The organism is Nonomuraea jabiensis, assembly GCF_014204795.1.
Taxonomy (GTDB): domain Bacteria; phylum Actinomycetota; class Actinomycetes; order Streptosporangiales; family Streptosporangiaceae; genus Nonomuraea; species Nonomuraea jabiensis.
Map to the genome: position 1 here is coordinate 10,954,079 of NZ_JACHMB010000001.1, position 25,813 is coordinate 10,979,891.

Annotated in this window: 24 protein-coding genes; 11 read left to right on the forward strand and 13 right to left on the reverse strand. The window is 69.8% G+C overall.

Features of this window, described 5'->3' with window-relative positions; translation table 11 throughout:
- Positions 1-160: 160 nt before the first annotated feature.
- The 3 genes from HD596_RS50085 to HD596_RS50095 form a co-directional block, all read right to left on the reverse strand.
- Entirely contained in the window at positions 161-985 is an 825-nt protein-coding gene (locus tag HD596_RS50085; protein WP_246555426.1) for an ArsR/SmtB family transcription factor, read from the reverse strand.
- Between the two features lie 122 nt (positions 986-1,107).
- A complete protein-coding gene (locus tag HD596_RS50090) occupies positions 1,108-3,522 on the reverse strand; it encodes a glycoside hydrolase family 2 TIM barrel-domain containing protein (protein ID WP_185076343.1) in 2,415 nt (804 codons plus the stop codon).
- Between the two features lie 30 nt (positions 3,523-3,552).
- Positions 3,553-4,545 (reverse strand): LacI family DNA-binding transcriptional regulator, encoded by a 993-nt coding sequence (locus HD596_RS50095; protein ID WP_313046622.1) that lies wholly within the window; start codon positions 4,543-4,545, stop codon positions 3,553-3,555.
- A 353-nt stretch (positions 4,546-4,898) separates the two neighbouring features.
- Between HD596_RS50095 and HD596_RS50100 the strand changes: the two genes are divergently transcribed.
- The 4 genes from HD596_RS50100 to HD596_RS50115 are packed head-to-tail and all read left to right on the forward strand — an operon-like array spanning position 4,899 to position 10,246.
- Positions 4,899-7,082, forward strand: a complete 2,184-nt coding sequence (locus HD596_RS50100) for a hypothetical protein (RefSeq protein WP_185076345.1) — start codon at positions 4,899-4,901, stop codon at positions 7,080-7,082.
- Positions 7,030-8,457: an ABC transporter substrate-binding protein gene (locus HD596_RS50105; RefSeq protein WP_185076346.1), complete on the forward strand. Its 1,428-nt coding sequence runs from the start codon at positions 7,030-7,032 to the stop codon at positions 8,455-8,457. Before HD596_RS50100 ends, HD596_RS50105 begins: the two co-directional genes overlap by 53 nt.
- Positions 8,454-9,389, forward strand: coding sequence for a carbohydrate ABC transporter permease (locus HD596_RS50110; protein WP_185076347.1), 936 nt, complete (start codon positions 8,454-8,456; stop codon positions 9,387-9,389). The genes HD596_RS50105 and HD596_RS50110 overlap by 4 nt, the downstream gene beginning before the upstream one ends.
- Positions 9,390-9,397: 8 nt before the next feature.
- Positions 9,398-10,246: a carbohydrate ABC transporter permease gene (locus tag HD596_RS50115; protein WP_185076348.1), complete on the forward strand. Its 849-nt coding sequence runs from the start codon at positions 9,398-9,400 to the stop codon at positions 10,244-10,246.
- Positions 10,247-10,309: 63 nt separating this feature from the next.
- Here HD596_RS50115 and HD596_RS50120 read toward each other — a convergent pair whose 3' ends face one another.
- Entirely contained in the window at positions 10,310-10,816 is a 507-nt protein-coding gene (locus HD596_RS50120; protein ID WP_185076349.1) for a DUF4142 domain-containing protein, read from the reverse strand.
- A 188-nt stretch (positions 10,817-11,004) separates the two neighbouring features.
- Here HD596_RS50120 and HD596_RS50125 point away from each other — a divergent pair, with 188 nt between their 5' ends.
- Positions 11,005-12,033, forward strand: coding sequence for a glycosyltransferase family 2 protein (locus HD596_RS50125; protein WP_313046625.1), 1,029 nt, complete (start codon positions 11,005-11,007; stop codon positions 12,031-12,033).
- Positions 12,034-12,094: 61 nt separating this feature from the next.
- Here HD596_RS50125 and HD596_RS50130 read toward each other — a convergent pair whose 3' ends face one another.
- Positions 12,095-13,249, reverse strand: a complete 1,155-nt coding sequence (locus HD596_RS50130) for an MFS transporter (protein ID WP_185076350.1) — start codon at positions 13,247-13,249, stop codon at positions 12,095-12,097.
- Between the two features lie 59 nt (positions 13,250-13,308).
- On the opposite strand from HD596_RS50130, the gene HD596_RS50135 reads away from it, so the two are divergent.
- Positions 13,309-14,265, forward strand: coding sequence for an ArsR/SmtB family transcription factor (locus HD596_RS50135; RefSeq protein WP_185076351.1), 957 nt, complete (start codon positions 13,309-13,311; stop codon positions 14,263-14,265).
- Here HD596_RS50135 and HD596_RS50140 read toward each other — a convergent pair.
- The gene (locus tag HD596_RS50140; RefSeq protein ID WP_185079212.1) at positions 14,224-14,598 is read right to left on the reverse strand and encodes a recombinase family protein; all 375 of its coding nucleotides are present in this window, start codon (positions 14,596-14,598) and stop codon (positions 14,224-14,226) included. The genes HD596_RS50135 and HD596_RS50140 overlap by 42 nt on opposite strands.
- Positions 14,599-14,725: 127 nt before the next feature.
- Complete coding sequence (locus HD596_RS50145) at positions 14,726-15,373, reverse strand: TetR/AcrR family transcriptional regulator (protein WP_185076352.1); 648 nt, start codon at positions 15,371-15,373, stop codon at positions 14,726-14,728.
- A 125-nt stretch (positions 15,374-15,498) separates the two neighbouring features.
- Here HD596_RS50145 and HD596_RS50150 point away from each other — a divergent pair, with 125 nt between their 5' ends.
- From HD596_RS50150 to HD596_RS50160, 3 genes are read left to right on the forward strand one after another with little or no spacing between them, the layout of a single operon-like run.
- On the forward strand, positions 15,499-16,752 hold the full coding sequence (locus HD596_RS50150) for an MFS transporter (protein ID WP_246555428.1): 1,254 nt from the start codon (positions 15,499-15,501) through the stop codon (positions 16,750-16,752).
- A complete protein-coding gene (locus HD596_RS50155; RefSeq protein WP_221519974.1) occupies positions 16,752-17,246 on the forward strand; it encodes an SDR family NAD(P)-dependent oxidoreductase in 495 nt (164 codons plus the stop codon). Before HD596_RS50150 ends, HD596_RS50155 begins: the two co-directional genes overlap by 1 nt.
- Before the next feature lie 4 nt (positions 17,247-17,250).
- Positions 17,251-18,393, forward strand: a complete 1,143-nt coding sequence (locus tag HD596_RS50160; RefSeq protein WP_185076354.1) for an SGNH/GDSL hydrolase family protein — start codon at positions 17,251-17,253, stop codon at positions 18,391-18,393.
- A 139-nt stretch (positions 18,394-18,532) separates the two neighbouring features.
- Here the strand turns inward: HD596_RS50160 and HD596_RS50165 are convergent, their stop codons facing one another.
- Both HD596_RS50165 and HD596_RS50170 read right to left on the reverse strand, forming a co-directional pair.
- Positions 18,533-18,778, reverse strand: coding sequence for a Tn3 family transposase (locus HD596_RS50165; protein WP_185076355.1), 246 nt, complete (start codon positions 18,776-18,778; stop codon positions 18,533-18,535).
- A 194-nt stretch (positions 18,779-18,972) separates the two neighbouring features.
- Positions 18,973-19,305, reverse strand: a complete 333-nt coding sequence (locus HD596_RS50170) for an ArsR/SmtB family transcription factor (protein ID WP_185076356.1) — start codon at positions 19,303-19,305, stop codon at positions 18,973-18,975.
- A gap of 125 nt (positions 19,306-19,430) precedes the next feature.
- Between HD596_RS50170 and HD596_RS50175 the strand changes: the two genes are divergently transcribed.
- Positions 19,431-20,627, forward strand: a complete 1,197-nt coding sequence (locus HD596_RS50175) for an MFS transporter (RefSeq protein ID WP_185076357.1) — start codon at positions 19,431-19,433, stop codon at positions 20,625-20,627.
- Positions 20,628-20,649: 22 nt separating this feature from the next.
- Here the strand turns inward: HD596_RS50175 and HD596_RS50180 are convergent, their stop codons facing one another.
- Together HD596_RS50180 and HD596_RS50185 are read right to left on the reverse strand one after the other, a co-directional pair.
- A complete protein-coding gene (locus HD596_RS50180) occupies positions 20,650-20,877 on the reverse strand; it encodes a CDGSH iron-sulfur domain-containing protein (protein WP_185076358.1) in 228 nt (75 codons plus the stop codon).
- The gene (locus HD596_RS50185) at positions 20,858-21,901 is read right to left on the reverse strand and encodes an iron-containing redox enzyme family protein (RefSeq protein WP_185076359.1); all 1,044 of its coding nucleotides are present in this window, start codon (positions 21,899-21,901) and stop codon (positions 20,858-20,860) included. Before HD596_RS50185 ends, HD596_RS50180 begins: the two co-directional genes overlap by 20 nt.
- 202 nt (positions 21,902-22,103) lie before the next feature.
- Between HD596_RS50185 and HD596_RS50190 the strand changes: the two genes are divergently transcribed.
- On the forward strand, positions 22,104-22,820 hold the full coding sequence (locus HD596_RS50190; RefSeq protein WP_185076360.1) for a YqjF family protein: 717 nt from the start codon (positions 22,104-22,106) through the stop codon (positions 22,818-22,820).
- Positions 22,821-22,835: 15 nt separating this feature from the next.
- On the opposite strand, the gene HD596_RS50195 is transcribed toward HD596_RS50190, so the two are convergent.
- Together HD596_RS50195 and HD596_RS50200 are read right to left on the reverse strand one after the other, a co-directional pair.
- Positions 22,836-24,422: a RecQ family ATP-dependent DNA helicase gene (locus HD596_RS50195; protein ID WP_246555430.1), complete on the reverse strand. Its 1,587-nt coding sequence runs from the start codon at positions 24,420-24,422 to the stop codon at positions 22,836-22,838.
- A 342-nt stretch (positions 24,423-24,764) separates the two neighbouring features.
- Complete coding sequence (locus HD596_RS50200; protein WP_185076362.1) at positions 24,765-25,565, reverse strand: SDR family oxidoreductase; 801 nt, start codon at positions 25,563-25,565, stop codon at positions 24,765-24,767.
- Positions 25,566-25,813: the final 248 nt, after the last annotated feature.

Sequence of the window (25,813 nt, forward strand, 5' to 3'; positions counted from 1 at the left end):
GCCGGTGGTCTCGCCGTACAACGCGCCGGGTCCTCCACGGGGGCAACCGCCGTTCGGGGCGACCGCGGTGCTCTTCGGGCGGCCCACCTCCTCTGGGCGGTCGCCCAGGCGAGCCGGCCCGGCGGCACCGCGCGACGTCGTCGAGCCCTGATCGGGGAGGTTACGCGTCGTCCGGCAGCGGTTCGCCGGTCTCCAGCAGCGACTTCAGGCTCGCCACCACGTTCGGCCAGCCGTGGCTGACCATCTCGGCCAGGCTCGATCCGGACTCGAAGCCGTCGTGCACGACGGTGAGCTTCACGACCTGCTGCGCGGCCTCCTCGATCGTGAAGGTGACCTTCGAGCGGGCCTCGCCGGACAGCCGGGCGAGCATCTCCTCGTCCCAGCCGAAGCGCTTGGCGAGCTCCGGGGTGATGGCGTGCCAGGTGTAGGAGAGCCGGCTGTACGGGTCGGCCTCCAGCACGACCTGCTCCGGGTCGCTGATCAGCACGCCGTGGTTGTCCCAGGTCATCGGCGAGCCGACGGACCAGTCCGTGATGAACTCCGTGGCCCAGTAGCGGCGGGTGAAGGCGGGGTCGGTCAGCGCCTGCCAGAGCTTCTGCGGAGTGGTGCGGATGTAGGTGGTGTAGACGAAGGTCGGCGCGTCCATCGGGGTCTCCTCCAGGGCGAGTTTCAGGTCCGCCAGGGCTTGGACCCTGGCCTGGTCGTAGCGGCTGATCCACCGGTGGGCGATCTCGTGCACGGGCGCGGCGTTGAGATAGTGGAGCTTCTCCCGGCCCCGCCGCACGGTGGCGACGAGCCCGGCCTCCTCCAACACCGCGAGGTGCTTGCTGACGGACTGCCTGGCCATGTCGAGTCCGGCGCACAGCTCGCGCAGCGTCTGCCCGTTGCGGGCGTTGAGCGAGTCGAGCAGCGCGCGCCGGCTCGGATCGGCCAGCGCCTTGAACACCTCGTCCATGCCCGCCCCCGTACCCAGGTTGCCGCTCATCGATATGCAGCCTTTTGGCTGCCTTTAAATTTAGGCAGCCGGATGGCTGCCTGTCAAGGCGAGCGGGCACGGGAGCGGAGCACACCGGGCCCGGCCCGGTGTGCTCCGCTCCTCGATCGTCGTTACCGAGGCCGGCTTTCCACCGTGACCAGCACTTCGACCGGGTCGCAGTCCGGGGCGGCGGCGGTCAGGCGGATGGTGCCGGGTCCGGTCGGCTTCACCACGGCGAGCGCGCGGCCCCGGTAGGTGTGGTGCTCGGTCGCGTCGAACCGTTCCTTGCTCGCCGGGTCGGCGCTGCCGAAGCCGATCAGCGTTCCGTCGCCGGAGACGTCCACCCGCACGGGCCGGTCGGCCGCGGTGTGCGGCGTCCCGGCCGAGTCGGTCAGCGTCAAGGTGATGTAGGCGAGGTCGCCGACGTCGGCCGTGATGACCGGCCGCTCGGGTGCGGCGTGCAGCACCACGGGACCGGTCGCGGTGCGCAGGAGGTCGCGGCCGGATTCGACGCCGTCGCGGTAGGCGATCGCGAGCAGTTCGCCTGGTTCGTAGGTGGTCTCGAACTCGGTGCGCAAGCGGTGCTCTTCGCCGACCGGCCTGCGTCCAAGGGAGCGGCCGTTGACGAGGAGTTCGACCTCGTCCGCGTCGCTGTACACCTCGACGATGATCGGGGCGCTTTCGTGGCCGGGCCAGGTCCAGCCGGCGATGGTGTCGCTCCAGGCCCACCGGCTGCTCATGACGGTCTTGCCATGGTGCTGCGGCCGCTGGACAGCGAGGTAAGGCTGGGCGCGCAGGCCGAAGACGATCTCCCGGTAGTAGGAGACGGGAAGCCGGTGACCGGTGATGTCGATGTCCCCGCAGTCGGCCAGCAGGTACGGGTACGGCGCCATGAACGTGGGGCGCGGGTTGTCCGGTGTGGCGTACTGCGGCCGGCCGATGCCGACCTCCCCCAGGTAGTCCCAGCCGGTCCAGGTGAAATCGCCGATGACATGGCTGTGCTGTTCGACCAGTCGCCAGTTGCGGTCGATGCGGGGCGGGAAGGTCTCGGTGCCCAGGATGATCCGGTTCGGGAACAGCGTGCGGTCGGTCGCGTAGCGGATCTCCGAGTAGTTCATCCCGGCCACGTCGAGCACGCTGTAGGATTCGGCGGTGCGGGTGGTGACCAGGTCGGAGGCGGCGACGGCGTTCACGTCGAATCCGCTGTCGGCCATCAGGGTGTTGATACCCGTGTCGTCGCCTTCCTGGGCTCGCAGGTCAGGCAGCAGGGCCAGGAGGTTGTTGATCGCGTTGGTGAGGAAGCGGGTGTCGTCCAGCGCGCGGACCTTCTCGGCGAGCCTGCGGCCCCAGATCGCCCCGGTGGCTGCGCCGGTTTCGGGGATTTCGTTGCCGAGGGAGTAGAAGATGACGCTGGGGTGGTTGTAGTCCTTGGCGACCATCGCCTCGACATCGCGTTCCCACCATTCCGGGAAATTGAGGCTGTAGTCGAACGGGCTCTTGCTCCAGGTCCACATGTCGAACGCCTCATCGACCACCAGCATGCCGAGCCGGTCGCAGGCGTCGAGCATCGCGGTGCTCATGGGGTGGTGCGACATGCGGATGGCGTTGAAGCCCGCGTTCTTGAGCAGCCGCACGCGGCGCTCCTCGGCCTGGGCGAAAGTCGCGGCGCCCAGCGGTCCGTTGTCGTGGTGCACGCACGTGCCGCGCAGCTTGACCGTCTCGCCGTTGATCCGCAACCCGTGCTCGGGGTCCAGGCGCAAGGAGCGGATGCCGAAGGCGACCTCCACGGCGTCGATGCCCGTCAGGGACACCGCGCACGTGTACAGCGCGGGCGAGTCCGGGCTCCACAGCGAGGGGTCGCGGACGTAGAGACGCCGGCGGGCGACGGCCGGTTCGTGGGGTTGTACGGTGATCGGCGCGGTGTCGGATGCGACGACGGTTCCCGCGACGTCGCGGATCTCGGTGACCAGTTCGACGGTGCGCAGGTCGTTGGAGTCGTTCTCGATCGTGGTGGCGACCTCCACGACCGCGCGTCCGGCGTCGATGTCCGGGGTGGTGACGTGGACGCCGTCCGGGCTGATGCGGACGACCTCGCCGACGAGCAGCCAGGTGTCGCGGTAGATGCCCGCGCCGGAGTACCAGCGCGAGTCCTGGTGGGTGCGGCACTCCACCCTGATCTCGTTGTTCTCGCCGAACCGCAGGAACCGGTCGGCGTCGATGCGGAACCGCGAGTATCCGTACGGGCGCTGCCCGGCGTAGTTCCCGTTGACGAACACGGTGGCGTCCCGGTAGACACCCTCCAACTCGAGCATGATCCGCTTACCGCGGTGCTCCTCGGGGACCAGGAACGTCTTGCGGTACTCGTACGCCCCACCGGGGAAATAGGCGGTCGCGGCGCCGCCCAGGGTGGCGTCGCGGGCGCGGTTGATCATCGCGTCGTGCGGCACGATCACCGGCTCGAACGGGACCGCGGTTCCGGCCAGCTCGGCGAAAGGATTGACCTTCGGGCGGAACTGCCAGTCGTCGTTGAACGATGTGCGGATCACGTAACTCCTCGGGACGATGGTTTCTGAAGGTCACCCCGACCCGGGAGCCGCGGTGGAGCGCCGGACGACCAGGCTCGGAACGACCGAGAAGTGCACCGCCGACGTGCGGCCTTCGATGCGTTCGAGCAGCAGCCGCCCGGCCATCCGGCCCATGACGACGCCGTCCTGGTTGACGGTGGTCAACGCGATGTTGGGATGGGCGGCCAGCCGGGTGTTGTCGTAGCCGACCACGGAGATGTCATCCGGCACGGACAGTCCGGCCTCGTGCAGCGCGGCCAGCACGCCGAGGGCCGCCTCGTCGGAACCGGCGAAGATCGCGGTGGGGCGCGGGGAGCGGCTCAGCAACTCGCGGGCACCGTCGTACCCGCCTTCCTCCGAGTACGAGGTCGCGACGACGGCGATCTCGTCGGCGAACCCGTGATCCCGCATCACCCGCTCGTAGGTCTCGGCTCTGATGCGCGGCACGTGCTCGGCCGCCCGTCCCTGCTCCTGGTTGAAGGTGATGTGCCCGATGCGACGGTGGCCGAGCGCGATCAGGTGGTCCATGACGAGCTCGGAGCCGACCCTGTCGTCGTCGACGATCGAGTCGTACGCCGGCGACCTGACGTGCCGGCCCAGCACCACGGTGGGGATCTCGCGCGCCACCTGCTCAACCTGGGTGCGGCCGACCAGTGGAGCGATCAGGAGGATGCCGTCCACCTGCCGGTCTATCAGGGCGTCCAGGGCACGTTTCTCGGTCTTGTCGCGAGTGCCCCCCTGGATCATGATCGCCTGATAGTCGGACTCGGCGAGCTGATCCACCAGGCCGGTCATGATCTCGGCGTAGAACGGGATCCCGATGTGCCGCATGAGCACCCCGATGGTGAACGCGCGCCCGCGCAGCGCCCGCGCGGCGGCCTGGGGACGGTAGCCCAGCTCGTCGATGGCCCGCCTGACGCGCTCCCGCATGGCGTCGCTGACCCCGTAGTCGTTCCGGATGACCTTGGAGACCGCCGCCTTGGAGACCCCCGCGTGTTTCGCCACGTCGGAAATCGTCACTCTTCGTCGCCGCTCAGGCGCGACCATGGGCATCCCTTCTCGAACCGAGTCCTGCCCGAATCTACGGTGCCGAGATCGTCGCGCACGTAGACCGGTCTATGCAAGATAACGGACTGTCAAAAATCTGACCTCTTCGGCTACTTGTGATGGCGTAGACCGGTCTACATTTTTCCTTGACCTTCGCGCGGCGTAACGGCTACGTTAACTCGCACTCGGGCCTGTCCCGGCCGCACCAGGTCGAGGGCGACAACGTCGACAGCGACTGGCGGCGCCCGGACATGCCACCCGACCCCCGCGTCCACCGCGGCCGAGGCGAAAGATTCACAGGAAAGGCGAGGATGCCCGAAGCAATCGACCGGCGCCGGCTCGTGCGGCGGCACAACCCCGTACTGACGTCCGCGCACCCGGCTGACGTCCTCACGGTCGGCAACGGGGACATCGCGCTCACGGTCGACGTCTCCGGACTGCAGACGTTCCCGTCCTTCCACGAGCTGGTGCCCGACCCGCACCGCGTCGCTCACGACGGGCTGTCCGGTCTGCCTGAGCAGCGCCCGCGCGTCTTCGACGCCGACGACTTCCAGATCCCCCTGCGCACGCAGTCGTCCTGGGGCTGGTACGAGACGCGCGCCGACCGGGAGCTCCGGCTCGAGGACGCGACCACCCTGTACGAGACGTCCCGCGGCCCGGTGCCCTATCTCGACCGCATGGGCCTGCGCCGGGCCGGCGACCCGATCGACGAGGAGTTCGTCACGGGCGCGTGGTACCACTTCAACCCCCGCCGCGCCCACCTCGGCCGCCTCGCCCTGGTCCGCCCCGGCGGGACGGCGCTCGACGATCCGGCCGCGCTGGCCGGCGTGCGCACCGAGCTCGACCTGTGGACGGGAACGATCCAGGCCGAGTACGTCCTCGACGGCGAGCGCGTCCGCGTCACCACCGTCGCCGATCCACGGGATCACCGCTTCGCCGTACGGGTCGAGTCCGGCCTGCTGCCCCGAGGGTGGGGCGTCGCCTGGGTGTTCGACGAACAGCCGGACGACCTGGCCGCCTTCGAACTCCCCCTCGCGCAGGAGACGGTCTGGGATCAGCGGACGGAGCACCACTGGTACGCACGGCGCACGGTCGAAACGCTGGCCTACGGCGTCGGCGTCCGCACCACCGGCAGCCTGGGTGAGGGGGCCGACTCGGTCGTCGCGCGCACGGACGCCACCGTTCTCGAGGTCGTGGTGACGCTGACGCCGGATCAGGGCCGGCGGCCGGACCAGGACGGCTTCTCCGCCGTCAGCGCGGCCGCGCGGACCTGGTGGGCGGAGCACTGGAGCACCGGTGCCGCGGTCAGCCTCGCCGGCAGCACGGACGCGCGCGCTCCGGAGCTCGAACGCCGCGTCGTTCTCTCGCAGTACCTCACGGCCGTCAACAGCGCCGGCGGCACGCCTCCCGCGGAGTCCGGGCTGACGTACAACACCTGGTCGGGCAAGTTCCACCTCGAGATGCACTGGTGGCACGCGGCGCATTTCCCGATGTGGGGGCGAGGGCACCTGCTCGAGCGCAGCCTGCGGTGGTATCACGGAGCCCTGGAGGCGGCGGAGGCGACGGCCCGCCGGCAGGGGTACCGCGGAGCCCGCTGGCCGAAGCAGACCGATCCGTCCGCCCGCGAGTCGCCGAGCCACATCGGCGTCTTCCTCCTGTGGCAGCAGCCGCACGTCATCCACCTGCTGGAGTTGCTGCGCGGCGAGGGGCGCGACGAGTCGTTCCTGCGTGAGCACTACCCGCTCGTCGAGGCGACCGCCGACTTCATGGCCGACTTCGCCGAGGAGCGCGACGGGGCGTTCGAGCTGCCGCCTCCGCTCATCCCCGCGCAGGAGAGCTACCTCGTCGACCGGGCGACGAACGCCAATCCGACGTTCGAGCTGGCGTACTGGTCATGGGCGCTCGGCGTGGCGAACGAGTGGAGAGCCGGGCTCGGCCTCGAACCGCGCCAGGAGTGGGACCGGGTGGCGCGGAACATGCGCCGGCCCGCCTTGCTGCCCGACGGAACGTACGCCGCGATCGCGACGCCTCCGCTGCTCATCCGCAAGGATCACCCGTCCATGCTCATGGCGTTGGGGTGGCTTCCGGACACGCACCTCGTGGATGCGGCCACGATGTCGGCGACGCTCGATTCCGTATGGGAGCGCTGGGACCTGCAGTCCAGCTGGGGTTGGGACTACCCCGTCATGGCGATGACCGCGGCCCGCCTCGGCGACGTCGGACGGGCGCTCGACGCTCTCCTGCTCCCGTCGCCCAAGAACGAGTTCCTCCCCAACGGACACAATCCGCAAATGCCGGGATTTCTCAGCATTTATCTGCCGGCGAACGGAGGACTGCTGGCCGCAATGGCGCACATCGTCAGGGCGGTGAACCAGGGGGCCGAGCTTCCTGACGGCTGGGTGATCACGTCAGAGGGGCCGTTTCCCCGCCTGAACAGCTTTCATGAACCCGGAAGGAGAATGGCCGGCCGGCAGCACTCAGAACCGCATCGATGACATCGCACCGCGTCCACCGAAAAATGCCGGGGGCATCGAAGAGTGGCCGCTCCCCCATTCAAGGCTTCCAAAGGTGAGGACCATGGGTAAAAACCCCTCAGCACGCGGCGCCCGGCGCCGCACCATCATCGCGGCAGGATCATTGGCGATCGCCGGGACGCTTGCTCTGGCAGGCTGTTCGTCGTCCGGCGAATCCGCCACCGGGGACGCCGGACTGACTTTCATGAACCAGTCGCGCGGGCAGGAGGCCGCGCTCACCCAACTCGCGCAGCAGTACACCAAGAAGACCGGCGTCAAGATCACCGTCGAGACGCCGGGGCCGGCCGACTACCTGCCCAAGCTTCAGGCGAAGGCGCAGTCCAGATCCATGCCCGACATCTATTCGTCGTTCGACGCGTCCCAGATGGCGCCGTTCTACAAGGCCGGCTGGGCGATGGACCTTTCTGCCGAGTTGAATGCCGGCTGGAGCAAGAACTTCAGCCCCGCCGTACTCACGATGTCGACGTTCAAGGAGGGCAACAACCTCGGGGTCAAGCCCGGCGTCTACTCGGTGCACTGGGAGACGCAGACGTACGGCTTCCTCATCAACCCGGCGCTGACCGGAATGTCGTCGAAGAACCCGCCCGCGACGACGGCCGCGTTCATCGACGCGCTCGCCGCGAAGAAAGCGAAATTCTCCATCGCGGCCTCGCAGACGCCGAACATCATCCAGGCCCTCGCCTCGAACTGGCTGACGGACGCCGACATCGAAGCGACCCTCAACGGGAAATCGAGCTGGAAACAGGACGGCTGGCGCAACGCCTTCCAATTCCTGGTCGACCTGAAAAAGGCCGGCGTCCTCGCCAACGACTCCATCCCCGGCGGCCAGGGCGACCACCCGAATGTGGAGTCGTCCTTCTTCACCAAGTCGATGGGCGCCATCTGGGACGCCGCCCCCGGCATCTCGGTCGGCCTGCGGACGAACCCGGAATTCGAGGACTACTTCTCCATGGGGCTGCCCAAGGCTCCCGGAAGCGTCCACGACCCACGCTCGCCGGGCGTCCCCGGCAAGGGCGCGGTGATCAACCCGAGGAGCGGCCACGCCAAGGAGGCGCTCGCGTTCGTGAAGTGGCTGACCGAGCCCGAGCAGCAGGCCGTGTTCGCCAAGACCGCTCGCATCCTGCCCAGCAATCCGGAGCTCCTCGCCGGCGCGGACATCCCCGACCAGCTCGAGGGCTTCGCCGCCGGCGTGAAGGACATGCAGGTCATGTCGACGACCTTCACGCCTGACGTGATCACCGCGATCAGGGCGGAGTCCCAGCGCCTGGTGCTGGGCGAGACGACGGTGGACGACGCGCTCACCACCATCCAGGCGGCGCAGGACCGCACGTCATGACGACGCGGCAACTCGCGGTTCCCGTGCGGCGTCCATCCCGGGCGCCGCGCGGGAGGCGCGCTCTCCGGCGCAACCTGATCGGCTGGTTGTTCCTGGTTCCGGCCATCGCGCTCGTCGGGATCTTCACGATCACGCCGTTCGCGCAGGCCATCCTGCTGAGCTTCCAGTCCTGGGACGGCGTCAGCCCCGACACCCCCTGGGTGGGGCTGGCCAACTACGACTTCGTCGCGTCCGACCCGATCTTCTGGGCGTCCATGCGCAACGTCCTGTTCTTCGGTGTCGTCGGTTTCGTCGTCGGCAACGGCGTCGCCCTGGGCATGGCGCTGGCCGTCAACAACGTCACGCGCGGCAAGACGTTCTTCCGCACCGTCTTCTACCTGCCGGGCGTGCTGTCGGTGGTCGTCGTCGGCCTGCTGTTCTCCTCCATCCTGGCCCCCGGATCAGGCATACTCAACCGGCTGCTCGGCCTGGTGGGACTGGGCACGCTCCAGCAGAACTGGCTGGACGACCCGGCCGTCGCGCTGCCCGTCGTGGCGGCGGTGTTCGTGTGGTTCCACTGGGGGTTCGGCTTCCTGCTCTTCCTCGCGGGGCTGCAGGACGTGCCGAAGGAGCTGTACGAGGCCGCCGAGCTCGACGGCGCGAACCGCTGGTCGAAATTCCGCTACATCACCTGGCCGCAACTGGCCCCGGTCACGTCGATCGTCAGCCTTCTCACGCTGCTCGCCGCGCTCCAGATCTTCGGGACCGTGCAGGTGCTGACCAACGGCGGACCGGGCCACCACACGATGGTGCCGACCCTCGCGATCTACAACGAGGCGTTCGTCAACTGGCGTTACGGCAGCGCCGCGGCCATGTCGGTCATCTTCGGCGGCGCGCTCGTGCTGCTGTCCGTGATCCAGCTCGCGATCACCAGGCGGAGGTCCCGCGTATGAGCGGCCAGATGACAGAAAGGGCCGAAGGCCCCCGGCGGGCGATCCGGCTCGACAAGGTCGGCCTGTACGGGCTGCTCGGCGTCGCCGCGCTGATCGCGCTCTTCCCCCTGCTGTGGATGCTGTCCGGATCCCTGCAGAGCCTCACGGAGCTGCTCTCGAACGAGAGCTTCCTGCCCGCCGACCCGCAGTGGCACAACTACGTGACCGCATGGGTCCAGGGAGAGCTCGGCGTCTACCTGCGCAACAGCGTGCTCTACACGGGGTCGGCCGTCGTCGGCATCCTGCTGGTGTCCAGCCTCGCCGGGTACGCGCTCGCGCGACTCGACTTCGCGGGCAAGAGCGTGTTCACGTTCGTCATCCTCGCCGTGATGATCATTCCTGCGCCCGCCATGTTCCTCGCGCAGTACAAGCTGCTCATCTCACTCAACCTGACGAACAACCCCGTGGGTTACGTGCTGATCCTGATCACGTCGGGCATCCCGATGTCGACGCTCATCATGCGCAGCTTCTTCGTCAGCCAGCCCCGCGCTCTGGAGGAGGCGGCCGCCCTCGACGGCGCCGGTCCGCTGCGCATCTTCTGGAACGTGATCCTGCCGCTGGCCCGGCCCGGCCTGGCCGCCGTGGCGGTCATCCAGGGGCTGGGGGCGTGGAACGAGTACCTCATGGCGCTGGTCCTGTTCGACGACAACTCCCTCATGCCCGTACAGCGTGGCCTGACCGCCTTCACCTCCGCCGAGACACCGCAGCAGCAGATCCTCCTGGCCGCCACGACCATCTCCATCGTGCCGGTTGTGATCTTCTACCTGATGGCGCAGCGTCACATCGTGAAGGGCATCGGCGCGGGCGCGATCAAGTAACGGAACGGCGGAGAGTGCCCGGGGTCGGTGGTGGACAAGCGCATCCGACCCGGGGCCCGCTGCTCATTGAGGGTGCGATGCGCCGTCGTCGGCGTCCACCAGCAGGTCGAGGTGGTGCTGGACGATGGGCTTGGCGTCAGTGGCGAGCTTCTTCACCTCGGGCGAGGAGCCGTCCCGCACCTCCGTGGCGCCGTCGGCGAGAGCCTGGCGGTGACCGGCGATCTGCGAGGCCAGCCACGCCCGGTCGAACTCCGCGCCGCTCCGGGCAGCCACCTGCTGGAGCTGGCGGCGCTGGGCGGCGCTCGGCTCGGAGGGGAGATCCACCTGTGCCTGCTCGGCCACTCGGCGAAGGTCGCGGTCCAGCTTGGTGTGATCCTTGATCAGTTTGGCGCCCAACTTGCGGACGGTTTCGCTGGCGGCCTTGTCCTGGGCGGCCTCGCCTGCCTGGATCTCGGCCAGATTGCCCTGATGGGCCTGATGCAGGAAGGTCCGGTCCTGCTCGTTCGGCTCGACTCGCGTGAGCGCCCCGGCAGCCGCCGGAGACGTCACCGAGACCGTGACGGCCAGCATGATGAGAATGATCCTGCTAGGCATTGGATCCCCCTCCACCGGTCGGTTGGTCGGTCCCGACCTGCTTCCCCCAGCTGACCTGCACGAACCTGTGCCGTCCACGGGTGCGGCACCGTGCCGCCGGCGTTTCGGGCCGGCCGGGCCGGGTAGCGTGCGAACCCACGGGCGCTCACCGCCAGGGGGCAACGGTGTCGAGTGATCCGCCGTACGGGATGATGGACTATGTCCTCCCTCTGCGCTGGGAGGACGACTCCGGCCTGGAGGAGCTGACCGCCTACCTGCGGGCCGTGTCCCGCCATGTGCGGGTCATCGTCGTCGACGGTTCCACCCCTTCGCTGTTCGGGCGGCACGCCGCCGCCTGGCGCGGTCTCGTGGTGCACGCGCACCCCGCCGATGACCTCTGTTTCGCCAACGGCAAGGTCAACGGCGTGATCACCGGCATGCGCCTGACACGTGCGGAGCACGTGATCATCGCCGATGACGACGTGCGCTACGACCGGCCCGCTCTCGCCAGGATGGATGCCCTCCTCGCCGACGCGGAGCTGGTCCGCCCCCAGAACTACTTCGCGCGCTTCCCCTGGCACGCCCGCTGGGACACCGCCAGGACCCTCCTCAACCGCAGCCTCGGCGCCGACTACCCGGGTACGTTCGGCGTGCGCCGATCGTTCTTCATGAAGATGGGTGGCTATGACGGTGATGTGTTGTTCGAGAATCTTGAGCTCATCCGCAGCGTCCGCGCGCACGGGGGCAGGGAACTGCGCCCATTGGATCTCTACGTACGGCGCCTGCCCCCGAACGCCTCCCGCTTCTGGGACCAGCGCGTCCGGCAGGCGTACGACGATCTGGCGCAGCCCGCTCGCATGGCGCTGTTCCTGTCCGTCCTGCCCGCGCTGGCCGCCTGCGTGCGGCGGCGCCGGTACGGCCTGGTGATGGCCGCGGCCGGCTTGGCCGTGGGGCTGGCGGAGGTGGGGCGGCGGCGGGCCGGTGGCCGGCGCGTCTTTCCTGGCACGGCGGCGCTGTTCGCCCCCGTCTGGGTTCTGGAGCGGGCCGTGTGCAGCTGGCTCGCCCTCGGCGCCGCCCTCCGCGGCGGAGTGCCGTACGCCGGGCGCAGGCTCCGCCGGGCGGCCCACTCCGTCCGATGGCTACGCCAGAAGGTGTCTCGGAACCCGCTGTCGATCGGCTGCAGGCTAGGAACAGTCACCTCTCCATCAAGGTGAGAAGTTCCCGCCACGAACGCCCTCGCGCCCCGTGCCTGCTCATGGGTTGCCAAGGCAGCAGCTAAGGTCGCAGCCCCTCCGCCAGGGCCAGTGTGACCGCCACGGACAGTGCGGCCATCACCGCCATAGCTGTTGTCGTCGACGTGAACTGCGCGATTGCCCCCGCCAGTGCGGCGCCCACGCCCTGCATGGTGAGCATGCCGGAGGAGTGCAGCCCCAGCGCGTGACCGCTCATCTCCTGCGGTGTCAGCGCCATCAGCCGCTCCTGCAGCAGCAGGCTCGCCGCGTACCCGACCGACGCCAGCGCCACGGCCACCGCCGCCACGGGCATCCCGGGCTCCAGCGCGAACACCAGGTACGGTGCCGCCAGTAGCAGGCGCAACGGTGCGCCGAGCCGTGCCCGCCACCCGGCCGGCACGAAGCGCCCCACCAGCACGTCCCCCGCCAGCATTCCCGCCGCCGCCACGGCGAACAGCACGCCCGCCTGCTGCGGAGCGAAGGGGACGAACAGCGACTCGCAGCCGACGATCAGCCCGTTGGGCACCCACAGCGCCAAGTACACGTACCGGCGGGGGACCGACGACCACAACCGCGCGTTCACGCGCCAGGTCGCCGCTACCGACGGCTGCCCCTCGGTTCGCGGCGGCCGGTCGCTCAGCCCGTACCGGGTGATGGCGGCCTCAGCGAGGTAGAGCCCGGCGCTGACGAGCAGGGTGCCGCGCGGGGACAGCGCGGCCACCAGCAGACCGCCGGCCGCGAATCCGCAGATCTGCAGCAAGCCCACCATCATGTTCATTACCGAGCGACCCAGCAGGTAGCCGCTTTGCGGCAGGATCTCGTTCAGCAGCCCCCACCGGACCCCGCCGCTCAGCGAGCCCACCAGTCCGAGCCCCATCACGACCGCGAAGACCGCCCACACCGGCAGCCCCGGCACGGCCAGCACCGCGGTGCCCAAACCGAAGACCAGGGCGATGCCCGTCAGCGCGCTTCGGGGCCGCAGCCGGTCGGCGGCCGACAGTAACGCCGTGGCGCCGGCCACCTGCGCCAGTGAGGGGCCGAACATGCTCAGCGCGGCCAGCAGCGGCGACCGCGTCGCGCCGTAGACGAGCACACCCAGGGCCAGACCGCTCACCGTCGAGGCCGCCACCTGCGTGGAGGTCGCCAGAAAGAGCGGCGTGTACTCGGGCGCGCGCAACAACTGTCCATAGGTTCGCACGCCGAGATCTTCACGCCGCCGTCCTGCCGGACGCTACAGTTTCGCAGGAGGGCGAAACAATGGGATTGTGGCAGCTCAACGCCGACACGCTGGCGAGCAGCAGGTTCGGCGTGTCACCGTTGGCCGAGGCGACCGCGAGCCTGTTCACACTGGCGTCAAGGACGGCCGCGCATCCCGCCGGGGAGTCCTGGCTCGCCGCCTACCTGCCCGCATTCCACAAGCGGCTCGACCCCGTCACCGCCCTACTCGTACGAGCCGCGCTGGGGCACACGTGGATCGCCGACTTCTGCGTGCCCGCACCCACGCAGGACGAGCGCACATTCGCCGAGGAGCTGGACGGCATCCGCCACACACCACCGGAAACCGCCCGCGAGGACCTGGCAGTGTCCCTGCGCGGCCGGCTTCCCACCGAGCTCGACCGCGACGATCTCCCCGAACGCATCGCCGACCTGCTGGAATGGGTGTGGACCAACACCGTGCTGCCCGACTGGCCGCGCCGCCGCCGCGTCATCGAGGCCGACATCGTCTCCCGCACGACCCAGCTCAGCCAGGGCGGCTGGGCGGCGGCGCTGCGGGGCCTGCGCCCCGAGATGCGCTGGCTGGGTGACGGCCGCCTGCAGATCAACGCCCACGACTACCCACCGCGAGAGATCTCCGGCGCCCAATTGCTGTTCGTCCCGGTCACGCCCGGTCACGCTTGGGTCACCTGGGACGAACCCCATCGGTATGCCGTGATCTACCCGTGCTCAGGCGTGCTGGCCGAACCGGATCGCGCGCCAGTGCCCGAGTCGCTGGGCAAGCTGCTCGGCACCGCACGGGCTGAAGTCCTCGTCCTGCTCGGAACGCCGAAGAGCACCACCCAGCTCGTGGCGTTGACCGGGCAGGGCCTAGGGTCGGTTGGCCGCCACCTGCAGGTGCTCCTCGGAGCCCACTTGATACAGCGGCGCCGGGCCGGGCGATCCGTGCTGTATTACCTAACAGAAGCCGGCGAGGTTTTGGTGCGGGCTCAAGGCTAATGGCCCCTTCTCGTCCAGCCCGATGCCGGCCGCCTTCAGTTGCTCAGCCAGGGCGGCCAGGTCGAGGCCGCGGCCGAGCCGCTTGTGCTCGTGCACCACGAAGGTGACCGCCACCCCGGCCGCGCGCAGTTCCCGGGCCAGCGTGACGGCCTTGTCGAGCTCGGGCCGGACGGTGGCCCGGGGGGAGATCTTCTCGGCGAAGACGCGGGTGACGCCGGCGGCCTTGAGTGCGTCGAGCTGGGTGTCCAGGGACCGGCGAACAGTGGAGGTACGGGCGTAGCCGATCCGCGCGTGCCCGGCCGGCTCGGCGTCGGCCGCTGCCGGGCGGGGCAGCGCGTACCCAGGCCGCGTCCGGCCGGAGCCGGTGTTTCATAGGTGTTCGCTATGAAACATTGTTTCCGTCCCCGCGGTGCGACCAACGGTCCATCTCGTGCCGCGACCTGGACCGAGCCAGCGGCGATCACTCGGCAGGCTGCCGGGCGCTCGCGTCCTCAGCGTCAAAGGCTTGGAGGAAGGTGTGGGCGGCAGCGCGGGCGATCTCCTGCAGTTCGGTGTCGCCGATCTGGCGGGTGCCCATCTGGGAGCGCGCCTCCAGCGGGCCGATGAGCAGGGCCAAGAAGTGTTCGGCGGCTTGGCCGGGGTTGGCGGCGTGTAGGCGGCCGGTGAGGATGAGCCGCGCCAGCCGGTCGGCCAGCGCCTGGCTGAGACGATGCGGACCGCTCTCCACAACGATGTCGAGGATGTCGGGGAAGTGCGTGAGCTCCCCGTAAAGCAGGCGCCGCAGCGCGCAGGAGCGCCCGTCGGCATGCAGGCGCGCCAGATGGTGGCCAACCTCCTCCAGGGTGCCGCGAAGGTCGGGGCCGGGCTCGCTGAGTGGCTTCAGTGCGGCGAGTCGCTGGTCCAGCACGCTCTGGGCCGCGGCCTGGATCGCGTGGCGGAAGAGGGTCGCCTTGTCGGTGAGGTGGTTGTACACCGTGGGTTTGGCCACACCGGCCTCATCGGCGATCTCCTGCACGCAGGCCTGGGCGTAGCCCTGCCGGGCGAACACGGTGAAGGCGCCGTCCAGGATCGCCTGCCGTTTGTCGATGCGTCCGCGTGAGGTGGCCATATCTCGATTGTACTAACTGGTTCAATCACCTGAACGACTGAGTTGCATTGAATTAGTGAGATCACTACTTTGAACCCATGAGTTCAATATCTCCAGATGACCGTCTGGACCGGCCACTCCTCGCCTTGATCGGGGTCGTCCTGCTCGGCGGCTTGCTGGGCATTCTCAACAGCACGATGGCCGCAGTCGCCGCCACGACGCCGGCGAGCGCCCTGGACGCCTCGCTCAGCACGGTCGGCTGGGCCTCCACCGGCTTCCTGCTCGCCGTCACCGCCACCATCCCCTTCACCACCTGGGCCGTCGACAAGTACGGCGGACGGCGGCTGTGGCTGGCCGGCCTGGCGGTGTTCATCGCCGGATCGCTGGCCGCCGGACTGGCCTGGAACGCCGGCAGCCTGATCGCCTTCCGCACCCTGCAGGGCTTCGGCGCGGGGCTGCTCGACCCGCTCGTGCTGATCCTGCTGGCCCGCGCGGCCGGACCGGCACGCGCAGGCCGCGTCATGGGCCTGATGGGCGTGGCGCTGTCCCTCGGCCCGGTCCTGGGGCCGATCGCGGGCGGCGCCGTCCTGGGCGGCCTGTCGTGGCGGTGGATGTTCCTGCTCAGCGTGCCCGTCGGCCTGATCGCGTACCTGCTGGCCGTACGCGTGCTGCCCGCAGACTCCCCGGCCGGGCGACACCCGGCGGTCCGGCTCGACGTCCTGGGGCTGGCCCTGCTCGCGCCGGGGTTCTCCGCGATGGTCCTGGCCCTGTCGCAGACGGCCGAGCACGGAGGATTCACCGCGTGGCAGGTGCTGCTGCCGCTGGCCGCGGGCATCGTCCTGATCAGCGGCTACGTCCTGCACGCGCTCGGCTCCCGCCGCACGCCGCCGCTGATCGATGTGCGGCTGTTCACCAGCCGGGGGTTCACCGCCAGCGTCACCATCATGGGCCTGGGCGGCGCGATCGCCATGCCGCTTGCCGGACGCCTGTCGGACCGGATCGGAGCTCGTGGCCTGGCCGCAGGCGGCGCGCTCGTGGCCGGGCTCAGCGCCCTGGCCTTCACCCAGATCGACGCCGACACCAGCCAGGCGTGGCCGGTGCTGGCGGCGCTGACCATCGGCCTGGGCATGGGCTGCTTCAGCGCGCCGACGATGGGCTCGCTCTACCGGAGCCTGCCCGGCCCGCTGGTCGCGCAGGGAAGTTCGGTCCTCAACCAGCTCGGCGCCGCACTCGGCATCGCCCTGGTCCCCCTCATGCTGCAGACCTCCGCGGACGCGATCACCGGCCTCCACAGTGTCTTCTGGCTCGTCACCGTGCTCATCGCGGCCGTGCTCGTCGCGACCTCGCTGCTGCCCAGCCGCACCCACTCCGAACTCACCACCACAGCAAGGGCGTTCTGATGACCAGCACCGCGAAGACCATCGTGATCAGTGGCGGCACCGACGGCATGGGTCGGGCCCTGGCCTCCACCTACCTGGACCGAGGCGACACCGTGGTGATCATCGGCCGCGATGCGGCCAAAGCGGCCACGCTGCCCGGAGCCCACTTCATCCTCGCGGACCTGAGCCTGGCCAGCGAGAACAGAAGAGTTCTCGAGGAAATCAACGCCCGCTACCCCGCCGTGGACGCGCTGGTGCCGTGCGCCCGCTACTTCCGGTCGAACCGGTTCGTCACCGCCGAGGGCGTCGCCCGCCATCCCACCGGCCCCACCTGCTACGTGCTGATCAACCCCGGCCCCGTCTCGACCAGCTTTGCCGGCGACTACGATCCAGCCACTGCCGCCCACGTCGCGGCGCTCCAGAGGCACGGCGCCCCCGTCGGGGAAGGCATCAAACCGATCATCGCCCGCCTCGACAACCTCACCCGCCACCTGCTGCGCTCTCAGGAGAAGTGAACCCATGACCCAGACATGGATCGCGGCGTTCAGATCCGCTCCCGTCAGCCCGTATGAGCCGACACTCGTTTACCCCTCCCGCAGCTTCAACAACCAGACCCTCCGCCAAATCGTCCGCGTCCGCGGCGGTGGCGACCACCTACGTGTACGGTTCAGCAACCTGTACGGCAAGGAACCGCTCACCATCGCCCGCACCCGCGTCGCGCTCCACGCCACCGGATCCGCGATCGCCCCGGGCACCGACATCGAGGTCACCTTCGGCCACACCTCCGACGTGACCATCGATGCCGGGCACGAGGCCGTGAGCGACCCGGTCGGCCTCGCCACGACCACCGAGACCGACCTGGTGATCAGCACCTACTACGCGACGCCCTGTGGACCCGCCACCTACCACCCGTTCGCCCTGCGGACCGGCTACGTCGCCGCTGGCGACGCCACCTCCCAGCCAGGACTCCTCCACCCGGAAGAAGTCGAACCCCGCTTCCACCTCACCGGGGTCGATGTGCTGACATCCCCCGGCCGCCGCGTCGTGGCCGCCTTCGGCGACTCGCTGTCCGACGGCGTGGGCAGCACGCCCGGAGCCAACCTGCGCTACACCGACCAGTTGGCCCATCGCACCGCCGCAGCGGATATGTCCGTCATCAACCTGGGCATCGCCGGCAACCGGCTGCTCACCGACGTCTTCGGGGAGAGCGGAACCGCCCGGTTCGACCGCGACGTGCTCGCCGCACCCGGAGTCACCCACCTCATCCTGGAGCTCGGGCTGAATGACATCTGCCTCCCGGGAATGCTGGGAACCCCCCAGGTGTCCGCAGATGAGCTCATCGACGGATACACCACCATCGCCGAACGCGCCCGGCGTCATGGTCTGACAACGATCATCACGACCCTCACGCCGTTCAGCGGCGCCGAGGCGATCAGCTCCGGATTCGACAACCCCGAGAACGAGGAACTTCGCCAGCGCATCAACCGGTGGATCCGCACCAGCAGAGAGTTCGACGCAGTAGCCGACCTCGACCGGGCCCTGCGCCACCCCGCGGCCCCGGCCACCTTGTACCCCGACTACGACAGCGGCGATCACATCCACCCCAACGACGCCGGAGCTCAAGCCATGGCCGACACGATCGCCAAGGCCCTTCAGGTCTGACGCAGACGCCCGTCGGGGACGAGTGACCCAACTGCGCCGACACCCTGGGTCTGTCCAGGCACAGCCTGGAAGGTGACCACGCCGGGGCGAGCAAGGGCTCAGCCTCGCCCTGGCCCCGGCCACCGCCGGTCTGCTCCGCCTACGTCTCAACGGCACAGACCGGCTTGGGCCTCCACCACGTGGAAGGGATCACCGGGAAGTTGATGCGGTCGTACTGGATCGGTGACAGCCGCGCGCACATCTCATCGGTGACCGGGAAACCCTGCTCGCGCAGGTGCTTGACGGCCGCATCCAGATACAGGCTGTTCCACCACACGACCGCGTTCAACGCCAGACCTAGACCACCCAGCTGATCCTCAAGGCCCTCCCGGTAGCGCTGGCGCAACTGGCCTCGAAAATACGGCCGTAGTGGGCGAACGCCTCGCCCAGGCCGCTAGGGCGCTCAACCAGGGCAAACAGCCCTCGTCACCGAATCGTCGTCAAGATCGCCTGTTTAGCGCCAGAATCCGGTCCGATCCTCCCCGGGGGCCGATCGCAGAGCAATCGAGAGCACGGCAGAAGGGGCACCCACTTCTGGTGTCAGCCCCTTGCGGCTGCGCCCAAGTGGCGGGCCCCGTTCAGTACGGAGTCGAGCAGACCTGGAAACAGCGCGTCCAGGTCGTCGCGGCGCAACCGCACCAGCCGGGTCCGGCCCTGCACGGTGGTCCAGGTGACTCCCGCCTCGCGCAACACCCGGTAGTGATGCGACAGCGTCGTCTGATGGACGTCCAGATCGCCGCCGATCGCGTTGCAGGGCTCCTCGCCGGTCACTGCGAGGCGTTGGACGATCTCCAGCCGCACCGGATCGGCCAGCGCACGCAGCACTTCGACCATCCGGATCGCCTCGGTCGCCGGTTGGGACACCTCACGCATCGCTTCCTCCCTCGCCGGTGCTACTCCCGGAGCCTACCGACATATTGATAGATGGACAAGCATCCATGTATTGCTTACAGTGCCGGTCATCCACATCCGCAGTGCTCCGGAAAGGCGGCACACTCATGGTGAAATGGCTTCTCCCCTTGGCCGTGGCGACATTCGCCGTCGGCACCGACGGCTACGTCATCGCGGGCCTGCTCTCCTCGATCGCCACCGACCTGGCGGTATCCACTCCGGCCGCCGGGCAGCTGGTGACGGTCTTCGCCCTGGTGCTGGCGTTGTCGGCACCGGTCATGGGTGCCCTCACCAGCAGCCTGGACCGGCGATCAGCGCTGCTGATCGCGCTGGGAATATTCATTGCCGGTAACGCCGCCACCGCGATGGGAACCAGCTATGGGGTGGTGATGGCCGCCCGCATCGTCACCGCCATCGGAGCGGGCATCATCACCTCCGCCGCCTCCAGCACCGCGGCGGCCATCGCGCCACCGGAACGCCGCGGCCGGGCGCTGGCCTTCGTCCTGGGCGGCCTGACGCTGGCGACCGCGCTGGGACTGCCGCTCGGCACGCTGATCGGCCGCGCCGACTGGCACCTCACCTTGTGGGCCGTCGCCGGGATCGGCCTGCTGGCAGCCCTTGGCATCGCCGTCGGCCTGCCCCGGGTGACGCTCCCCGCCGCCGCCCTGCCCGACCGGCTGCGTCCGCTCAAGCAGGGGCGCGTACTGGCGCTGCTGGCGGTCACCGCGCTGGCCTTCCTCGGCGCCTACACCCTCTACACCTACATCGGCCCCGCCCTGCAGCCGGCCACCGGCGGCAACGAGACCATGCTGAGCCTGATCCTGCTGGTCTGGGGCGTCGGCACCCTGGCCGGGAACATCGTCGCCGGACGCCTGGTCGACCGCCAGGCCCCCGCCCGCGTCCTCACCGGCACCCTCGCCCTCTCGGCACTCGCCCTGGCGCTGACCCCGTTGGCCACCCGCGCCCTCACGCCCACCCTGGTCTGGGCGGCGATCTGGGGCGTGACCGTCGGCATCATCGTCGTCCCGCAGCAACACCGGCTCATCGCCCTCAGCCCCGCCGCCACACCCATCCTGCTCGGCCTCAACTCCTCGGCCCTCTACATCGGGGTCGCCCTGGGCGGTGGCTTCGGGGGGCTTGCCCAGGAATGGCTCGGGTTCAGCCCGGCCCAACTGGGGCTGCCGGCCGCAGGCATCACCGTCCTGGCTCTCCTGTGGCACCTGGGCACCACACGCCACCCTGGCACGCCCGTCCCCGCGACGCCGATCTCTGCGTCGGCCACTGCAGAACGTTCCAAGGCGTAATCCTGTCCCAGCTCGCGGAGCGTCAGGCCGCGGGGTCGGGCTCGCTCGTCGCCTGGAAGCCGGCCGCCTTGTGGGACCCGTCGCAGAACGGCTTCGCCGACGACCTCCCGCATCGGCACAACGCGACCGTCGCCCTCCCGGGGTCGATGGGCTCGCCGTCCTGAGTCACCAGCTCGAACGGCCCCCGGATCAGCAGGGGGCCGTCCTCGCAGGGCGTGACCGTCACCACGTCATGCTCCGAATGCGACATCCGGTCCCTCTTTCCCCGTACGAACAGCGGAAACACCGCCGATTGCGCCCTCGGCGAGAGACGTGATCCCGCTTTCCCAACAGGCGAGGACGTGCCCGGCCCACAGCCGCTCCAGCTCCAGGGCGCAGGCCGCGCCGTACAGGACATCCCCCGCCAACGACGGGTTCGCCGCGGCGAACCCGCCGCACAGGTCGTGCGCGGCGATCTGCTCGTGTACGGCGTCGGCCTGCACGTGCTCCTCGTAGAAACGGACGGCGTCGGCGTCACCGCCCAGCCGGCGCAGCCCGTTGGCATAGCGGCGGTTGGGCAAAGACGACGTCATCTCCAGCGCGGCAAGGTGCCCGACCAAGGCGCCGCGCAGCCGCCGGTGCAACCCGAACAGGGACATCGCATTGGAGATCATCAGCGTGACCCCGGGCACCTGCCCCAGGTAGGCGCCGTAGGAGTCGTCGAGGTCGAGACCTCGCATGGTGGCGCGGAACAGCTCGGAGTGCATCCGCTCCCGGCGTCCCCCGCCGTACTCGTCGCTCTGGATCTCCACCAGCGCGGCCTTCGCCCCGCCCGCCAGCCTCGGGATCGCCCAGGTGTGCGGGTCGGCTTCCTTCAAATGGTAGATCGACCGGTGGACGACGAACTCACGGAACTGCTCGCGATCGGCCTGCTGCGCCAGGAACTTGGACAGGGAAGGGTCCGCAGCCGCGGCGACCAGTTCGTTGAGCGCCCGGCGCACTCCCCCGGGCTCCTCGACCGCCGGCCTGGGCACGGCCGACGCCAGCGCCTCCTCGAAACGCCGCTCCAGGGCTGCCCGCGCGGCCAGCAGCGCCGGCTCCCATTCCCAGCGGTCGTCCACGTCCTGGAAGCCCCGATAGTGCAGCTCGTAGCAGACGAAGAGGGCGAGCTGCAGGTCCGGATCCGCCAGCTCGGCGCCGGCGACGTCCAGCGGCAGCGCGTGCCCGTCCGGCGGGCGGACCAGGCGCCCGAAGAGCAGCTCGGTGACGGGTCCGCGCGGAGAGGGAAGTCTCATCACAGGCTCCTGTACGTCGGCACGTCCCCCACCGATGGCACCAACCGCTGTCACGCGTGCCCTCCTTTCTCGCCCTTCGCCAGTGCCCTCGGCCAGGCCAGGCAAACCGGCCTTGGCCAGGGCTTTCTCAAGCAGCGGTCGCTGATGTCCCCGGACAGGGCAAGGCTGGATTACGGGTACGGCTCAAGGGCAGCAGGGCCCGATGCGAGCTCCGCCGTCACCTCGTGTCACCTGGCCCGCGATGTACCACCAGTGGTCGCAGATGACCTTCATCCACTGGCGCTACCCGCCCTCGCGCGTGCAGGCGCTGCTGCCGGACCACCTCACGGTCGAGACCTTCGACGGAACGGCGTGGGTGGGCCTGACCCCCTTTCTCATGCGAGGCGTACGAGTCCCCGGCGTTCCCGCTCTGCCGTGGCTGTCGACCTTCCCGGAGACGAACCTGCGGACATACGTCCGGGACGCGCGCGGACGTACCGGAATCTGGTTCCTGTCACTGGACGTCGGACGCGTGCCCGCCGCCCTGCTCGGCCGCGGCGGATACGGGTTGCCCTACTACTGGTCCGACATGTCAGTGGACGCGGAGAACGGCCACATCCGATACAGGTGCCGCCGCCGCTACCCGGGGCCAAGCGGCGCGCGCTGCGACGTGGAGATGGAGACCGGCGTGCCTCTGACGGCGAGCGAACGGGACGAACTCGCCTATTTCCTCACCGCCCGGTACCGGCTGTTCACCGTCGTGGCGGGCCGGCCGGCCGCCGCGCAGGTGGAACATCCGCCATGGCCGTTGCACCACGCCCACCTGACCGGCCTGGACCAGGACCTCGTCCAGGCCGCCGGGCTGCCCGGCCCCGAGGGAAACCCGGTTCTCCACGCCTCACCAGGGGTGCCGGTACGAGTCGGCATGTGGAGCTGGTGACCAAGACCGGTGCCACTACGGGGGCGTTTCCCGCAGAAGGTGCTGTTCGAGCACCGCGTCGAGGTGCAGCTCGCGGTAGCCGGCCTCCTCGAAGAGCACCGTGACCCGGTCCTCGCCTCGCTGGATGACCTGGCCGGGGCCCCAGGCCTGGTGTTCCACCTGGGCGTGCATGGGGAACGGGCCGCTCTCCTGCGGCCGGTCGGCGGTTCCCGCGCGACAGGTGTCGCAGTTGCCGCAGGCGGCGGCGAGTTCCTCGCCGAAGTAGCCGAGCAGGAAACGCCGTCGGCAGTCGTCGGTCTCGGCGTAGCGGCGCATCATCTCCAGCCGGGTCCGTTCGACGTCCCGGCGGCGCTCGGCCAGCCCGCGGGCGAGGTCCGCCGCCTCGCGCGGGCCGGGCGCGCCGGGCACGGGGGCGACGCGGCGCGCGCCGAGCCGTACCGCACCGGCCCTTTCCAGCAGGTCGAGCAGCGCCGTCAGGCGGCGCGGCGACAATCCGGTACGTTCCCGCAGTCCCCTGCGGTCGCTGCCGGAGCCGGACTCCGCGACCGCCTCGGCGACCCGTGCCAGCGTCTCGGGGTCGGGCACGCCTCCGGTGAAGTAACGCTGCAGGGCCAGGTCCTCAGGCCGGTAGAACAGCAGCGCCTTGGCCGCCTGGCCGTCCCTGCCCGCCCGCCCGATCTCCTGGTAGTACGAGTCCGGTGACCCGGGGATCTCGGCGTGGAAGACGAAACGCACGTCCGGCTTGTCGATCCCCATGCCGAAGGCGTTGGTGGCGACCACGACATCCAGTTCGCCGGCCATGAACCGGCCGTGCACCTCGTCCCGCTCGGCCCGCCGAAGGCCGGCGTGGTAGGCCGCCGCGCTCACACCCGCCTCGCTCAGCAGCCCGCTCAGGCGGACGGTCTGTTTGCGGGAGGCCGTGTAGACGATGCCGGGCATCGGTTCCGCGGTGACGGCGGTGACGATCTCGGGGGCGGGGTCGTCGAGCATCCGGCGTACCTCGAGCGAGATGTTGGGCCGGTCGAAGCCCTGGACGATCTCCACGTGCTCGCGCATGCTCAGCCGCTCGGCGATCTCCGCCCGCACCGGCGGCGCCGCGGTGGCCGTCAGGGCGGCGATCACCGGGCGGCCCAGCGCCTGGGCCACCGATCCGAGCCGCAGGTAGTCGGGGCGGAAGTCGTGTCCCCACGCCGAGACGCAATGGGCCTCATCGACCACCATGAGCGAAGGGGCCGCCGCCGCGAGCTCCTGGATGACGTCGGGGCGGGCGAGTTGCTCCGGCGCGCAGAAGAAGAACTCCGTCTCTCCCTCGCGCAGCGACTCGAACGCCGCCGTCCGCTTGCCCGCCCGAGTTCCGGCATCCAGGCTGACCGCGTCCTCGTCGTGGCTGCGCAGGGCCTCGACCTGGTCGCGCTGCAGGGCGATCAGGGGCGACACCACCAGGGTCGGCCCCCGCAGGAGCAGCGCGGGCACCTGGTAGATCGCCGACTTGCCGCTCCCGGTCGGCATCACCACCAGCGTGTCCCGGCCCTCGGCCAGCGCCGTCATCGCGGCCAGCTGACCTGGCCGCAGATCGGTCAGTCCCAGCGCCTTCCTGGCCATCCGTTCACACTGCGCGCCCACATCCCGCATCGGCCCCCCGCTGGTCCTCGTTCGTCCCGGAAGGTCCCCCTGCCCCGCCGCGCGTACGGCATGTCACCCGGGCAGCAGGTCGCACGCGCGAGCCCGGCACGGGATCGGCCGGCGCCCTGCCGCCGGGTCTGAGCCGTCGCCGCGTGACCACCGCTCGCTGGCACCCCGGTCGTGGCCGCCATCGTGTCATGGCGGTCAGGCCGATCCCCTTGGTGCGGTCCTCAGCGCTGTGGCGGGGCTTCCGGCCCATGCCCATCAGGTCGTACGCACCACCGTGAGGCGCGGTGACTACCTCTTGGATCTGCCGGCAGGCTACCCGTGACGCCAGTCGCCTGTGCCGAGCGCCCCGCCGGCCTGCGGCCCCATCAACCCGAGACCGCCGTCCACGAACAGTGTCGTTCCGGTGATGTAGGAGGCGGCGGGACCGGCCAGGAACGCCAGCGCGGCAGCGACCTCTCGGGCGTCGCCCGCCCTGGCGATCGGGTATCCCGGCCTGCTGCCGATCTGTGGCAGCCGATCTTCCTGTCCCGTCATCGCCGTGGCGATCTCACCGGGTGCCACGGTGTTCACGGTGATGCCGTACTCGGCCAGCTCCAGTGCCAGAACCCGGCTGAGCATCCGCAACCCGCCCTTGGCCGCGCAGTACGGCCCCGCTCCCACCCTCGGGAGTTCCTCGTGCACGCTGGTGACGTTGATGATCCGGCCGCCCCGGCCGGAGTCGATCATGCGTCTGGCGGCGCGCTGCGCACACAGGAACGCCCCATCGAGATCGACCGCGAGGACAGAGCGCCAGCGCTGGTAGTCCATGTCCAGCAGCGGCTCGGCGCTGCCGGTGCCCGCATTGTTGATCAGCACGCCCAGACCGCCCAGCTCTTCAGCGAGCTCATCCACGACGCGTGCCGCCCGTTCCGGGTCCGTCAGATCGTGCTGCCGTACCGCCGCCTCCCTGCCCGATTCCCTCACCAGCTCCGCGACCTCATCGGCGCTGTTCCGGTCGGTGTGGAAGGTGATGCCGACGTCGAAGCCCTGCTCGGCCAGGGCCACAGCGGTGGCCTTGCCGATCCCGGAGTTCGCTCCGGTGACGACCGCGATCCGGTCGTATCCCTTGTCCATGATCTCCCTTTCGTCATCATGACGGCACGTCTCCTTTACCTGCCCCGGTCATACCGTGGCTCCCCCGGCGGACTGCGCTTGATCGGCCCGCTGACGGCGCATCGGTCCGGCGCAGGCGTGCCTCACCGGCCCGCCGGCGCTGGATGTCTGCGGCGGCGCGGGTGCCTTCGAGGAGCTCTTCGACGGCTTCGACCGCGGTGTGGGCGGGGGTCCACCCCAGGTCGGTACGGGCGCGGGTTCAGCAGATC